The organism is Nocardioides aquiterrae (genome assembly GCF_039526625.1).
Lineage (GTDB): Bacteria > Actinomycetota > Actinomycetes > Propionibacteriales > Nocardioidaceae > Nocardioides > Nocardioides aquiterrae.
On sequence record NZ_BAAAJE010000028.1, the window covers coordinates 79,110 to 92,192 of the forward strand.

A 13,083-nucleotide genomic window follows, 5' to 3' on the forward strand; every position below is an offset into this window, starting at 1 on the left:
GGTCTGCCCGCCCACGGGGGTGCGGGCGGCCGCCGTCGCCATGTCCGGGCGGTCGCGGGTTTCGGCTGCTGGCAGCCGAAACCCTCACGACACGCCGGCGCGCCCCGGCGTGTCGTGCAGGATCTGGCTGCCAGCAGCCGAAACCGCGGGCTCGCGCACCCGGACCAGCGCCCAGGTCACCGCCGCGGAGACCAGGGCCGCGCCGAGCATGTGGAAGCCGACCAGGACGACGGGCAGGTCGGTGAAGTACTGCACGAAGCCGATCGCACCCTGCGCGACCTCGATGACGAGCAGCCAGACGACCGCGGTCCGCGTGGCGGCCGGGTAGCCGCCGGCGACGACCGCGAACAGCAGGCCGAGGGTCAGGCCGACGAACAGGAACACCAGGTCGGCGTGCAGCTGGCTCATCTGGAGGGGCGAGAGGCCGTTGCGGTCGGAGTTGACGTCGCCGGCGTGCGGCCCGGAGCCGGTGACGACGGTGCCGACGTACAGGACCGCCCACGCCGCGGCGAACGTCGTCCACGCGAGGCCGACCACGGCGCCGCGCGGACGCACGGCGGGGGCCGGGCGCCCGACCCGGTGGAGGAACAGCACGGCGACGCCGATGATCGCCAGCGAGCACAGCAGGTGCAGCGAGACGACCCACGGGTTCAGGTCGGTGAGGACCGTGATGCCCCCGATCACCGCCTGGGCGGGGATGCCGAGCGCCATCACCAGCGCCAGCACGCGCAGCTCGCGGCGCCCCGACTGCCAGGCCGCGACGAAGGTGCCGACCGCGATCGCCACCAGGACGTAGGTGAGCAGCCGGTTGCCGAACTCGATCACCGAGTGGATGGTGTAGGCGCCGTGCGGCGTGAACGACTCCTCCGTGCACCGCGGCCAGGTCGGGCAGCCCAGCCCCGAGCCCGTCAGGCGGACGACGCCGCCGGTCACCACCAGCACGCAGTTGGCCACGATGGACGCCCACGCCCACCCGGTCAGCCACTCGTCCATGCGCCCCAGCCGGGCGCGCAGTCGCGCGCTCACTCCCACGTGAAGGTCCTCGCCGTCAGGGTCGTGCCGAGGGCGGCCCACACCAGCAGCACGCCCAGGTCGCGCCACGAGGTGGCGCCGTCGATGAGGGCCGCGCGCATCGCGCTGCCGAGCGCCCCGGAGGGCAGCCACCGCACCACGTCGCCGAACGCGCCGTACGCCGAGATCGGCAGGACGACGGCGCCGCCGGCGAGCAGCAGCAGGTAGACGAGGTTGGCCGCGGCGAGCGTCGCCTCCGCGCGCAGCACCCCCGCGAGGAACAGCCCGAGCGAGGCGAACGCCGCCGTGCCCAGCACGACCGCGAGCACCAGGCCCAGCGCCGACGGCGACGGGTCCCAGTCGAACGCGAGGGCCACCGCGCCGATGACCACCACCTGGAGGACCTCGACCAGCAGCAGCGCGCCCACCTTGCCGAGCAGCAGCCCGGAGCGGGGGAGCGGTGAGGCGCCGAGCCGCTTGATCACGCCGTACCGGCGCTCGAAGCCGGTCGCGATCGCCAGCGATGTGAACGCCGTCGACATGATCGCCAGCGCCAGCACGCCGGGCGCGAAGACGTCGACGGGTGCGTGGTCCAGCGACAGCCCGAGGTGCTCGGAGCCGGTGACGCCGCCGATCAGCACGATCACGGGGATCACCACGGCGAGCAGCAGCTGTTCCCCGTTGCGCAGCATCAGCCGCGCCTCCATCCGCGCCTGGGCGCGCACCTGCTGGTGCAGCGGTGCGGCCCCCGGCATCGGCGTGAACACGTGCTCAGTCATGCCGCAGGCCCCTGCCGGTGAGCTCGAGGAAGACGTCCTCGAGGGTGCGCGAACCGAAGCTGATCGAGCGCACGGCCACGTCGTGGTCGACGCTCCACCGGTCCACCGACGCGCGCAGCGCGGCCTCGGCCTCGGCGGGGAGCTCCTTGTCGACGACGAGCCGGACGGTCGCCGACGACCCGCGGGTCAGCTCCTCCGGCGTGCCCGACGCGACCAGCCGGCCGCGGTCGATGATGTGGACCTGGTCGGCCAGCTGCTCGGCCTCGTCGAGGTAGTGCGTGGTGAGGACGACGGTCACCCCCGCCTCGCGCAGCTCGCGCAGCAGGTCCCATGTCGTGTGCCGGGCCTGGGGGTCCATCCCGGCCGTGGGCTCGTCGACGAACACGATCTCGGGGCGCCCGACCAGCGCCATCGCGAGGCCCAGCCGCTGCTGCTGGCCGCCGCTCAGGCGCCGGTACGGCGTGCGCCCGCAGTCGCCCAGCCCGAGCCGGTCGGCGAGCATCGCGGTGTCGAGGGGGTGGGCGTGCAGGCGGGCGACGTGGTCGAGCATCTCCATCGCCCGGACGCCGCTCCACGCGCCGCCGCCCTGGAGCATGACGCCGATGCGGGGGAGCAGCTCGCGACGGTCGCGGACCGGGTCGAGCCCGAGCACCCGCACGGACCCCGCCTGCGGGCGGCGGTAGCCCTCGCAGGTCTCGAGGGTCGTGGTCTTGCCGGCGCCGTTCGGGCCGAGCACCGCGGTGATCGTGGCGCGCTCGACGACCAACGACAGCCCGTCGACGGCGACCTTGTCGCCGTACCGCATCACCAGGCCGTCGACGGCGACGGCGGGGGCGGGGTCGGCGGGCACGCCCCGAGTCTAGGAACGAGGGCTGGGTCACACCGCAGTGGCCTCGGTCAGGCCGCGCGGCGCCGCACCTCGCGCAGGATGGCGGGCTCGTCGCTGATCACGCCGTTCACCCCGAGCGCCTGGACCCGGTCGAGGACGGCGGGGTCGTTGACCGGCCAGGTCATCACGGTCTCGACGCGCTGCCGCAGCCCTGCCACCAGTCGTTCGGTGAGCAGGGACGCGTGCAGCGAGACGCCGTACGGCGCACGCCGGCCCGCGTCACCGACCCGCCTGCGGAGCGCCGCGAGCTCGGCACGGGTGCGCGCGGACAGCACCGGAGAGACGTAGGGCAGCGCCTCCGCGACGTGCTCGACGGCGGGCCAGTGCCGGCCGCACACCAGGACCGGGTGGCCGGGGGCGTGCTCGTGCAGGAGGTCCGCGACCGCCCGGCCGGTCGACTCGCGGCGGCCCTTGAGGTCGAGCATGAAGACCGCGCCGCGCCGGTCGGTGGCCAGCAGCTCGTGCAGCCCGAGGCGGGGCGCGCTCGCCGGGACCAGCTCCCACCGGTCCCACAGGAACGGCAGGGGTCCCGCGGTCTTCAGGTGCCGGACCTCGAGCCGGCCGCGGTACGCGTGCACGTCGCACTCGATGACGTCGGCGCCGAGCAGGTTGGCCTCGTGCAGGCCGTCGAGCGAGTTCCCGGCGCGGTGGGCGACGGCGAGGAGCGTCATGGGGCCGCCGCCCGTCGAGCGGCCGGTCGAGGCGCCCGTCGAGCCGCCTGGCGAGCCGCGCGCCGCCGCTCCAGCAGCAGCGCGGCGCCGTACCCGACGAGGGCGAACACGATGCCGGCCACCACGTCGACGATGTAGTGGTTCGCCGTGGCGACGACGGCGAACGCCATCAGCGCGGGCAGCGTCCAGCCCACGAGGCGCAGGGCGACGTGGGTGGCCGCGGTGACGATCGAGATGCCGACGAGCAGGTCCCACCCGGCGTGCAGGCTGGGCATCGCGGCGTACTGGTTGACGAAGTTGGGCGGCTGCAGGACGCGGTAGGCGTGCGAGGCCTCGGTGACGGTGTCCACGAGGTCGGGGTCGACCAGCCGCGGCGGGGCGACGGGGTAGGTCACGAAGACGACGAGGCCCATCGCGCCCGAGACCAGCATCGCGTCGCGCAGTCGCAGGAACACCGGACGGTGCTGCCACGCGAGCCAGACCATGGCCACGATGATGACCGGCCAGTGGCCCCAGATGTAGATCCAGTTCGCGAGGACCTCGAGCGAGTGGTAGGCGAGCACCGGCGCCTGCACCACGCCCTCCACGTCGATGCCGGTGTCGCGCTCGAGCCGCATCAGCTCACCGGCGTGGTCGTAGGCGACCTCCGGCGCCGCGGACGTCAGGCCGCGCACCTGGAAGTAGCAGAAGACGGCCGCGAGGACGACGAGGGCCTGGCCCGCGACCCAGCGCAGGCGTGTGCGGTGTCGGGAGGTACGGCGCGGCATGTACATGAGGACCCCCAGAGGTCTTCACTGTCGATGCTGCTCCGGTCGCCCCGGCTCGGCCCGGGGCGAAGGTCCCGCGGCCTGGCGCCGGACGTCCCGTCAGGCGGGGAGGGGCGCGGGCGCCGTGCGCCGGTGGTGCAGGAGGCTGCTGCCACCCAGCGCGAGCGCCGGGAGCCAGGCGACCGCGGCCTTGATCGAGACCGCCGCGGCGGCGGCTCCCAGGGGCACCCCGGCCGCGACCAGCCCGAGGACGAGCGCGCCGTCGCGCGGGCTCGCGCCGTTCGGCCCCGGCACGGCGCCGGCGAGCTGGCTGGCGCCGAACGCGCCGAGCACCGCGAGCGGGGACACGCCGTGCCCGGTGGCGCCGACCGCGCCCATCAGCAGGGCGGCGATGGAGAGCTGGTAGCCGGCGGAGAGCAGGAGGCCGTGGGCGAGGGCACGCGGCGGCGGGAGCGGCCGGGACGGCAGCAGGTCGGGCTTGACCCGGCGCAGCACGAGGACCGCCGCGAGGGCGGCCAGCGAGACGGCCGCGACCCCGAGCAGCATCCGGGTCGGCAGCGCCGCGCCGGCGAACGCCACGAACGCCGCGAGGCCGATCGCACCGACGAGGCGGTCGGCGCCGACGCTGACGACGGCGTCGCCGCGGCCGAGGCCGGCACCGGTGAGCCGCTTGAGCCGCCAGAGGTCCGCGCCCACGTGGCCCGGCGTGACCAGGCCGAGCAGCTCGGACTCGGCGTACGCGCGCAGGTGCCACCGGCGGGACAGCCCGGCGTCGGTCAGCGCGCGCCAGCGCAGCGGGCAGAGGAGGTACTTGCCGACCACCCACGGCAGCAGGCCGGCGAGCACCGGCCAGGGGCTCACCGCGGGCAACCGGGGGAGCGTGAGGACCGGGACCAGGACGCTGACGATCACTCCGGCGACGAGCAGGGTGCGGGAGTGCAGGATGGAGCGGAGGCGTGCGGTCATCTGCTGGAAGTGTGGCAGCCGGACCCAACCCCGGAGGCCGTTTCCGGGAAGCAGGGTAAGGCGAGCCTTACTTGAACCACCCAAATCAATAACGGCACACTGGTGTTGTGGAATTCGAGGAGGTCCCCGCCGCCAGTGGCGCAGCAGGGCACGACCAGCCGACGCGCGAGCGCGTCGCCCGGTCGATCCTCGACAACGGGCCCTCCACCGCCGCGGCGCTCGCCGAGCGGCTGGACCTGACCCCCGCCGCCGTACGCCGGCACCTCGACCAGCTGGTCGAGGAGGGTGCGGTCGAGTCCCGGGAGCCGCGCCAGCAGGCGCACCGCGGCCGCGGCCGGCCGGCGAAGCTGTTCGCGCTCACCGAGGTCGGCCGCGACCGGTTCGACCAGCAGTACGACGACCTCGCCGTCCAGGCCCTGCGGTTCCTCCGCGAGACCGGAGGCGACGACGCCGTCCGGGAATTCGCGACCCGCCGCGCGGCGTTCATCCACGAGCGGTTCGAGGGCGTCCGCGCGGAGCACCCCGGGCTGGGATCGGCCGAGATCCTGGCCAAGATCTTCACCGACGAGGGGTACGCCGCGTCGGTGCGACACCTGCCGGTCGTGGGGGAGCAGCTGTGCCAGCAGCACTGCCCGGTCTCCCACGTCGCCCACGAGTTCCCGCAGCTGTGCGAGGCCGAGACCCGGGCGATCAGCCAGGTGCTCGGCCGCCACGTCCAGCGCCTGGCCACGATCGCCCACGGCGACGGGGTCTGCACCACCTGCATCCCGACCACCCCCACCGACAAGAAGGAGCGGGTCAGCTGATGACCTCCATCGAGGAACTCAACCCGGAGCTCAAGGGCATCGGTCGCTACGAGTTCGGCTGGGCCGACCGCGACGACGCCGGCGCGGGCGCGAAGCGCGGTCTCAACGAGGACGTCGTGCGCGACATCTCCGCCAAGAAGAGCGAGCCGCAGTGGATGCTCGACCTGCGCCTGAAGGGCCTCAAGCTCTTCCACCGCAAGCCGATGCCGACCTGGGGCTCGGACCTGTCGGGCATCGACTTCGACAACATCAAGTACTTCGTGCGGTCCAGCGAGAAGCAGGCCACCTCCTGGGACGACCTGCCCGAGGACATCAAGAACACCTACGACAAGCTCGGCATCCCGGAGGCGGAGAAGCAGCGCCTGGTCGCCGGCGTCGCCGCGCAGTACGAGTCCGAGGTCGTCTACCACTCGATCCGCGAGGACCTCGAGGAGCAGGGCGTCATCTTCGTCGACACCGACACCGGCCTGAAGGAGCACGAGGAGCTCTTCAAGGAGTACTTCGGCACCGTCATCCCCGTCGGTGACAACAAGTTCGCGGCGCTCAACACCTCGGTGTGGTCCGGCGGCTCGTTCATCTACGTGCCGAAGGGCGTGCACGTGGACATCCCGCTGCAGGCCTACTTCCGGATCAACACCGAGAACATGGGCCAGTTCGAGCGCACCCTGATCATCGTCGACGAGGACGCCTACGTGCACTACGTCGAGGGCTGCACCGCGCCGATCTACAGCTCCGACTCGCTGCACTCCGCGGTGGTCGAGATCATCGTGAAGAAGGGCGGCCGCTGCCGCTACACGACCATCCAGAACTGGTCGAACAACGTCTACAACCTCGTCACCAAGCGCGCGACCTGCGAGGCCGGCGCGACCATGGAGTGGGTCGACGGCAACATCGGCTCGAAGGTGACGATGAAGTACCCGGCGATCTACCTGATGGGCGAGCACGCCAAGGGCGAGACGCTCTCGATCGCGTTCGCGGGCGAGGGCCAGCACCAGGACGCCGGCGCCAAGATGGTGCACGCGGCGCCGAACACCTCGAGCTCGATCCTGTCGAAGTCCGTGGCGCGGGGCGGCGGGCGCACGTCGTACCGCGGCCTGATCCAGGTCAACGAGGGCGCGCACGGCTCGAAGTCGAACGTGCTCTGCGACGCGCTGCTGGTCGACCAGGTCAGCCGCAGCGACACCTACCCGTACGTCGACATCCGCGAGGACGACGTGTCCATGGGCCACGAGGCGAGCGTCTCCAAGGTCTCCGACGACCAGCTCTTCTACCTCATGTCGCGCGGCATGGAGCAGGACGAGGCGATGGCGATGATCGTCCGCGGCTTCGTCGAGCCGATCGCCAAGGAGCTCCCGATGGAGTACGCCCTCGAGCTGAACCGCCTGATCGAGCTCCAGATGGAAGGGGCAGTGGGCTGACGCTCACCGCCGGCCGTCCGTCCACCGCACGTAGAGAGACACCTCTGTGACACTGACCGACACCGCTCGCGAGAGCGTCGCCTCCGCCCTGGAGCAGGACCGGGTCGAGAGCCACCTCAACCCGCCCCCGTCGTACGACCTGGCCGACCACCCGGTGCCCACCGGGCGCGAGGAGGTCTGGCGGTTCACGCCGCTCAAGCGGCTGCGGGGGCTGCTCGACGGCGAGGCGTCCGACGCCCACCTGACGTGGGATACGACGCTGCCGGCGGGGGTGACGCTGACCGAGATCGGCGACGCCGAGGCACGCGAGCTCGGCGAGCTCGCGCCCAACGACCGCCCGGCCGCGCTGGCGGCCGCGAACGCCGGTGCCGCCCTGCTCCTGGACGTCCCGGCCGAGGCCGAGATCGCGGAGCCGATCGTGCTGCGCCTGCACGGCGAGTCCGTCGAGGACCTCGTCTACGGCCGGCTGCTGATCCGGGTCGGCAGGCACGCCCACGCCACGATCGCGATCGTGCACACCGGCTCCGCGCGGTACGCCGCGATCACCACCGCCGTGGTGGGCGACGGCGCCGTGGCGAACATCCTGTCGCTGCAGGACTGGGACGACGACGCGGTGCACCTCGGCCGCGACGCGATCCGGGTCGGTCGCGACGCGACCGTCAAGCACACCTCGGTCTCGTTCGGCGGCGACGTCGTGCGGATGCACGCCAACGTCGAGTACGCCGGGCCCGGCGGCGACGCCGAGCTGCTCGGCCTGTACTTCGCCGACGCGGGCCAGCACCTCGAGCACCGGCTGTTCGCCGACCACAACGCGCCGCGGACCAAGAGCCACGTGCTCTACAAGGGCGCGCTGCAGGGCCAGGGCGCGCACACGGTGTGGATCGGCAACGTGCTGATCCGCAAGGTCGCCGAGGGCATCGAGACCTACGAGGAGAACCGCAACCTGGTGCTCTCCGACGGCTGCCAGGCCGACTCCGTGCCGAACCTCGAGATCGAGACCGGCGAGATCGAGGGCGCGGGCCACGCGTCCGCGACCGCGCGGTTCGACGACGAGCAGCTGTTCTACCTGCGCTCGCGCGGCGTCTCGGAGAAGGAGGCGCACCGGCTGGTCGTGCACGGCTTCTTCAACGACCTGATCCGCAGGGTCGGCATCCCGTCGATCGAGGAGCAGCTGCTCCAGACCGTGGAGGCCGAGCTCGCCAAGAACCTCCTCCAGGAGGCCTGATGGGTTTCGAACGAGCCTGCGCGGTCAGCGACGTCCCCACCGACGAGGCGCTCGGCGTCACCGTCGGCGCGTACGACGTCGCGATCGCGCGCTGCGGCGACAGCGAGTTCGCGGCGCTCCAGAACCTCTGCTCCCACGCGGCCGTCGCCCTGAGCGAGGGCGAGGTCGCCGACTGCACCGTCGAGTGCTGGCTGCACGGCTCGCGCTTCGACCTCCGCACCGGCAAGCCGACCGGCCTGCCGGCCACCGAGCCCGTCGCCACCTTCCCGCTGGAAGTGCGCGGCGACGACATCTACGTGGACACCACCACCACCCTGAACGGAGTGACCCCCTCATGAGCACGTTGGAGATCAAGGACCTGCAGGTGTCCGTCGACACCGAGGACGGTCCGAAGGAGATCCTCAAGGGCGTCACGCTGACCATCAAGGACGGCGAGACGCACGCGATCATGGGTCCCAACGGGTCCGGCAAGTCCACGCTGGCGTACTCCATCGCCGGCCACCCGAAGTACACCGTCACCGGCGGCACCGTCACCCTGGACGGCGAGGACGTCCTCGCGATGTCGGTCGACGAGCGCGCCCGCGCCGGCCTGTTCCTGGCGATGCAGTACCCCGTCGAGGTCCCCGGCGTCTCGGTGGCGAACTTCCTGCGCACCGCCAAGACCGCCATCGACGGCGAGGCGCCGAAGCTGCGCACCTGGGTCAAGGACGTCAACACGGCGCTGGGCAACCTCAACCTGGACCCGACGTTCTCGCAGCGCTCGGTCAACGAGGGCTTCTCCGGCGGTGAGAAGAAGCGCCACGAGATCGCCCAGCTCGAGCTGCTGAACCCGAAGGTCGCGGTCCTCGACGAGACCGACTCCGGCCTCGACATCGACGCGCTCAAGGTGGTCTCGGAGGGCGTCAACCGGTTCCGCGCGCAGGAGGGCAAGGGCGTCCTGCTGATCACGCACTACACCCGGATCCTGCGCTACATCGAGCCCGACCACGTGCACGTCTTCGTCGACGGCAAGGTCGCCGAGTCCGGCGGCCCCGAGCTCGCCGAGGAGCTCGAGGCCAACGGCTACGAGCGCTTCCTCACCTCCACCCAGGCGGCGGTCTGAGCATGACCACGACGCAGCTGCCCGGACTCCTCCCCGAGCTGGAGGTGATCCGCGCCGACTTCCCGATCCTGGAGCGGACCCTCGCGGGCGGCCAGCCGCTGGTCTATCTCGACAGCGCCAACACCTCGCAGAAGCCGCAGATCGTGATCGACACGATGGTCGACCACCTCGAGCGGCACAACGCGAACGTCGCGCGCGCCATGCACTTCCTCGGCGCGGAGGCGACCGAGGCGTTCGAGGGCGCCCGCGACAAGGTCGCGGCGTTCATCAACGCCCCGTCGCGCAACGAGGTGGTGTTCACCAAGAACGCCACCGAGGCGCTGAACCTGCTGGCCCGGACCATCGAGCTCGGCCCGGGCGACAACGTGGTGGTCACCGAGATGGAGCACCACTCCAACCTGGTGTCCTGGCAGCTGGCGTGCGAGCGGTCGGGCGCCGAGCTGCGGTGGTTCGGGCTCACCGACGACGGCCGTCTCGACCTGTCGAACGCCGACCAGCTGGTCGACGAGCACACCAAGGTCGTCGCGTTCACGTGGGTGTCGAACATGCTCGGCACTGTCAACCCGGTGTCGGACCTGGCCGCCCGGGCACGCGCCGTCGGCGCGTACTCGGTCGTGGACGCCTCGCAGGCGGCTCCGCAGCTGCCGGTCGACGTGACCGCGGCCGGCTGCGACTTCCTCGTGTTCACCGGCCACAAGGTCGTCGGCCCGACCGGCATCGGCGTGCTGTGGGGGCGCGAGGAGCTGCTCAATGAGCTGCCGCCGTTCCACGGGGGCGGCGAGATGATCGAGACGGTCACCATGGCGCGGTCCACGTTCGCGAAGGCGCCGCACCGGTTCGAGGCGGGCACCCCGCCGATCGTCGAGGCGGTCGGCCTCGGTGCCGCGGTCGACTACCTGTCGCACATCGGCATGGAGGCCGTCCACCGGCACGAGCAGGCGATCACGGCGTACGCGCTGAAGGGCCTGCAGACGATCCCCGGCCTGCGGGTCCTCGGCCCGCTGGACGCCGCGGACCGCGGGGGAGCGATCTCGTTCGAGATCGAGGGCGTGCACCCGCACGACGTCGCCCAGGTGGTCGACTCGCGCGGCATCGCCGTCCGCGCCGGCCACCACTGCGCCAAGCCGGCGCACGCCCGGTTCGGTGTGCAGAGCTCGACCCGGATGTCGTCGTACCTCTACACGACGCCCGCCGAGATCGACGCGCTGGTCGACGCGCTGGAATACACCCGGTCGTACTTCAAGTTGGGTTGATGATGAGTCAAGACTTGGATGCCCTGTACCAGGAGATCATCCTCGACCACTACAAGAACCCGCACCACAAGGGTCTGCGGGAGCCGTACGAGGCCGAGGTGCACCATGTGAACCCGACCTGCGGCGACGAGGTCACGCTCCGCGTGCACGTCGCCGACGGCGTGGTCGAGGACGTCTCGTACGACTCGGTCGGCTGCTCGATCTCGCAGGCGTCGGCATCGGTGCTGACCGACCTCGTGATCGGCAAGAAGATCGACGAGGCGATGTCGATCCACGAGACGTTCCTGACCCTCATGCAGGGCAAGGGCACCGTGGAGCCGGACGAGGACGTGCTGGAGGACGGCATCGCCTTCGCCGGTGTCGCGAAGTTCCCGGCGCGCGTGAAGTGCGCACTACTGTCGTGGATGGCCTGGAAGGACGCCACCGCCCGATCCCTGGAGGAGAGCTCTCATGGCTGACCACTCTGACCTGCCCGAGGTCCCCGAGGCCGCGGCCGGCGGCGGAACCGCCACGGCCACCGTGGACGACATCACCGAGGCGATGAAGGACGTCGTCGACCCCGAGCTGGGCATCAACGTCGTCGACCTGGGCCTGGTGTACGGCGTGCACGTCGACGAGCACTCGAACGTGGTGCTCGACATGACCCTGACGTCCGCCGCCTGCCCGCTCACCGACGTGATCCAGGACCAGACCAACGGCGCCCTCGAGGGCCTGGCCAACGACGTCGCGATCAACTGGGTCTGGATGCCCCCGTGGGGCCCGGACAAGATCACCGAGGACGGCCGCGAGCAGCTGCGGGCGCTGGGGTTCAACGTCTGAGCCTCGGCCGGCGGTTTCCCCGGTCGACCGGGGAAACCGGAACTTGTCGGCCGAAGTTTCGGCCGACGACGTCAGGGATTGCCCGACAAGTCCGACCGCGCGAGCCACCTCTAGGCTCGGTCCGTGCCGCACGTCCTCGTCCCCTCCGACCGCGTGGTGCGCTGGGTCGAGAACTTCACGGCCCGGCACGGCGAGACCGCGCTGACCGTCGAACGCGGCGCCCTGAGCGGCGCGGCAGTCGACGGCAGCACGTTCGGCGCCCGCCTGCCGTTCGACCGCGAGTACGCCGGCCCGGCCGACCCCGCGGACTTCGCCGCCGCGATCGCCGCCCCCGACGACTGGGGCGTGCTCCTGGTCCGCAAGGGCGGGTTCGCCGTCGCCAGGCTGCACGGCACGGCGACCCTCGACAGCAAGGTCGGCCAGCGGCACGTCCAGGGCCGCACCAAGGCCGGCGGGCAGAGCCAGCAGCGGTTCGCCCGCCGGCGGGACAACCAGGCGCGGCAGGCCTACGAGGCCGCCGCCGACCACGCAGCCCGGATCCTGGCCGGCCTGGACGGTCCGCTGGTCACCGGTGGTGACCAGACGGCCGTCGACGAGGTCCTCACCGACCCGCGGCTGCGCCACGTGCGCCCGACGAGACGCCGGCTCGCCGTCCCGGACCCGCGGCGCGGGGTGCTCGAGCAGGCGGTTCGCGACGCGTGCGCCGCGTCGGTCGAGGTCGAGAACGCTCAGCCGCAGTAGGTGACCTCCTGGGTGCCGGAGATGCCGTGCCAGGCGCGCGCCATCGGCTTCTGCCAGTCCTGGGTGGTGGTGGTGAAGGCGCGCGGCGTGCGGATGGGGTCACCGGCAGGGTTCGTGGATCGCGCGCGGACGACGGTGACGGCGATCGTGACCGCGTCGTCGCCGGTGCCGGCCCAGCAGGCCGACGCCTTCCGCTTCGTCTTCGCGACGGCGTTGGTCACCTCGTCGCCGACCCGCTCGCCCGCGTACCGGAACGCGATCGTCGGCACGTAGCCCCCGCCGCCGTCCCACGGCGCGCCCACGGTGATGCTGAGGCCGTGGGTGCGGCTGGTCGGGATCGACCAGGAGACCGAGCCGTGTCGGACGGTCCGGCTCTTCGACTGCCACACGTGGTCGTGCCCGTCACGGGCCTGCGTGAGCCGCAGCTCGCAGCCGTTGCAGCCGGTGAAGTCGAGCGTGAGCTGGGTGCGGGGCGCGGCCATCCGCGCAGCCTCCGGAGCGGACCCCACGGAGGGAGCGGCGACCGCGAGAGCGGCGGCGACAGCGGTCGTGGCGGCGGCGGTGAGTACCCGAGAGTTCATGGTCGTTCCTTCGTCGGTGGTGGCCCGGTCGGTCCGGGCGGGCACCGGGAAGACG

At 72.1% G+C, this 13,083-nt stretch carries 16 protein-coding genes; 9 read left to right on the top strand and 7 right to left on the bottom strand.

What is annotated here, in order from left to right; genetic code table 11:
• Window positions 1–84 precede the first annotated feature (84 nt).
• The 6 genes from ABD086_RS21965 to ABD086_RS21990 form a co-directional block, all read right to left on the bottom strand.
• Window positions 85–1,032 (bottom strand): COX15/CtaA family protein, encoded by a 948-nt coding sequence (locus tag ABD086_RS21965; RefSeq protein WP_343910194.1) that lies wholly within the window; start codon window positions 1,030–1,032, stop codon window positions 85–87.
• Window positions 1,023–1,790 carry an ABC transporter permease gene (locus tag ABD086_RS21970; protein ID WP_343910196.1) on the bottom strand — a complete coding sequence of 256 codons (768 nt, stop codon included), beginning with the start codon at window positions 1,788–1,790 and terminating at the stop codon, window positions 1,023–1,025. The genes ABD086_RS21965 and ABD086_RS21970 overlap by 10 nt, the downstream gene beginning before the upstream one ends.
• Complete coding sequence (locus ABD086_RS21975) at window positions 1,783–2,640, bottom strand: ABC transporter ATP-binding protein (RefSeq protein ID WP_343910197.1); 858 nt, start codon at window positions 2,638–2,640, stop codon at window positions 1,783–1,785. The genes ABD086_RS21970 and ABD086_RS21975 overlap by 8 nt, the downstream gene beginning before the upstream one ends.
• Before the next feature lie 47 nt (window positions 2,641–2,687).
• Window positions 2,688–3,350, bottom strand: a complete 663-nt coding sequence (locus ABD086_RS21980; protein ID WP_343910199.1) for a glycerophosphodiester phosphodiesterase — start codon at window positions 3,348–3,350, stop codon at window positions 2,688–2,690.
• A complete protein-coding gene (locus tag ABD086_RS21985) occupies window positions 3,347–4,123 on the bottom strand; it encodes a phosphatase PAP2 family protein (protein WP_343910201.1) in 777 nt (258 codons plus the stop codon). The genes ABD086_RS21980 and ABD086_RS21985 overlap by 4 nt, the downstream gene beginning before the upstream one ends.
• Window positions 4,124–4,216: 93 nt before the next feature.
• A complete protein-coding gene (locus ABD086_RS21990) occupies window positions 4,217–5,083 on the bottom strand; it encodes a lysylphosphatidylglycerol synthase domain-containing protein (RefSeq protein ID WP_343910203.1) in 867 nt (288 codons plus the stop codon).
• A 107-nt stretch (window positions 5,084–5,190) separates the two neighbouring features.
• Between ABD086_RS21990 and ABD086_RS21995 the strand changes: the two genes are divergently transcribed.
• From ABD086_RS21995 to ABD086_RS22035, 9 genes are all read left to right on the top strand, one after another.
• Window positions 5,191–5,889, top strand: a complete 699-nt coding sequence (locus ABD086_RS21995; protein ID WP_343910205.1) for a helix-turn-helix transcriptional regulator — start codon at window positions 5,191–5,193, stop codon at window positions 5,887–5,889.
• A complete protein-coding gene (gene sufB / locus ABD086_RS22000; RefSeq protein WP_343910207.1) occupies window positions 5,889–7,307 on the top strand; it encodes a Fe-S cluster assembly protein SufB in 1,419 nt (472 codons plus the stop codon). Before ABD086_RS21995 ends, sufB begins: the two co-directional genes overlap by 1 nt.
• Window positions 7,308–7,353: 46 nt before the next feature.
• Entirely contained in the window at window positions 7,354–8,532 is a 1,179-nt protein-coding gene (gene sufD, locus ABD086_RS22005; protein ID WP_343910209.1) for a Fe-S cluster assembly protein SufD, read from the top strand.
• Entirely contained in the window at window positions 8,532–8,870 is a 339-nt protein-coding gene (locus ABD086_RS22010) for a non-heme iron oxygenase ferredoxin subunit (protein ID WP_343910211.1), read from the top strand. The genes sufD and ABD086_RS22010 overlap by 1 nt, the downstream gene beginning before the upstream one ends.
• Complete coding sequence (sufC, locus tag ABD086_RS22015) at window positions 8,867–9,634, top strand: Fe-S cluster assembly ATPase SufC (protein ID WP_343910213.1); 768 nt, start codon at window positions 8,867–8,869, stop codon at window positions 9,632–9,634. The genes ABD086_RS22010 and sufC overlap by 4 nt, the downstream gene beginning before the upstream one ends.
• A 2-nt stretch (window positions 9,635–9,636) precedes the next feature.
• Window positions 9,637–10,887, top strand: coding sequence for a cysteine desulfurase (locus ABD086_RS22020; RefSeq protein WP_343910215.1), 1,251 nt, complete (start codon window positions 9,637–9,639; stop codon window positions 10,885–10,887).
• Window positions 10,888–10,889: 2 nt separating this feature from the next.
• On the top strand, window positions 10,890–11,345 hold the full coding sequence (sufU, locus tag ABD086_RS22025) for a Fe-S cluster assembly sulfur transfer protein SufU (RefSeq protein WP_343910217.1): 456 nt from the start codon (window positions 10,890–10,892) through the stop codon (window positions 11,343–11,345).
• On the top strand, window positions 11,338–11,706 hold the full coding sequence (locus tag ABD086_RS22030) for a metal-sulfur cluster assembly factor (protein WP_343910218.1): 369 nt from the start codon (window positions 11,338–11,340) through the stop codon (window positions 11,704–11,706). The genes sufU and ABD086_RS22030 overlap by 8 nt, the downstream gene beginning before the upstream one ends.
• Window positions 11,707–11,829: 123 nt before the next feature.
• Window positions 11,830–12,447: an acVLRF1 family peptidyl-tRNA hydrolase gene (locus ABD086_RS22035; RefSeq protein ID WP_343910220.1), complete on the top strand. Its 618-nt coding sequence runs from the start codon at window positions 11,830–11,832 to the stop codon at window positions 12,445–12,447.
• Here the strand turns inward: ABD086_RS22035 and ABD086_RS22040 are convergent.
• Window positions 12,435–13,028, bottom strand: a complete 594-nt coding sequence (locus ABD086_RS22040; RefSeq protein ID WP_343910222.1) for a hypothetical protein — start codon at window positions 13,026–13,028, stop codon at window positions 12,435–12,437. The genes ABD086_RS22035 and ABD086_RS22040 overlap by 13 nt on opposite strands.
• Window positions 13,029–13,083 lie beyond the last annotated feature (55 nt).

What these genes read in the sequence shown, in the direction of transcription:
- ABD086_RS21970 (WP_343910196.1), bottom strand. Translation starts at nt 1,790, where the DNA reads ATGACTGAGCACGTGTTCACGCCGATGCCGGGGGCCGCACCGCTGCAC.
- ABD086_RS21980 (WP_343910199.1), bottom strand. Translation starts at nt 3,350, where the DNA reads ATGACGCTCCTCGCCGTCGCCCACCGCGCCGGGAACTCGCTCGACGGC.
- ABD086_RS21985 (WP_343910201.1), bottom strand. Translation starts at nt 4,123, where the DNA reads ATGTACATGCCGCGCCGTACCTCCCGACACCGCACACGCCTGCGCTGG.
- ABD086_RS21990 (WP_343910203.1), bottom strand. Translation starts at nt 5,083, where the DNA reads ATGACCGCACGCCTCCGCTCCATCCTGCACTCCCGCACCCTGCTCGTC.
- sufB (WP_343910207.1), top strand. Translation starts at nt 5,889, where the DNA reads ATGACCTCCATCGAGGAACTCAACCCGGAGCTCAAGGGCATCGGTCGC.
- ABD086_RS22010 (WP_343910211.1), top strand. Translation starts at nt 8,532, where the DNA reads ATGGGTTTCGAACGAGCCTGCGCGGTCAGCGACGTCCCCACCGACGAG.
- sufC (WP_343910213.1), top strand. Translation starts at nt 8,867, where the DNA reads ATGAGCACGTTGGAGATCAAGGACCTGCAGGTGTCCGTCGACACCGAG.
- ABD086_RS22020 (WP_343910215.1), top strand. Translation starts at nt 9,637, where the DNA reads ATGACCACGACGCAGCTGCCCGGACTCCTCCCCGAGCTGGAGGTGATC.
- sufU (WP_343910217.1), top strand. Translation starts at nt 10,890, where the DNA reads ATGAGTCAAGACTTGGATGCCCTGTACCAGGAGATCATCCTCGACCAC.
- ABD086_RS22030 (WP_343910218.1), top strand. Translation starts at nt 11,338, where the DNA reads ATGGCTGACCACTCTGACCTGCCCGAGGTCCCCGAGGCCGCGGCCGGC.
- ABD086_RS22040 (WP_343910222.1), bottom strand. Translation starts at nt 13,028, where the DNA reads ATGAACTCTCGGGTACTCACCGCCGCCGCCACGACCGCTGTCGCCGCC.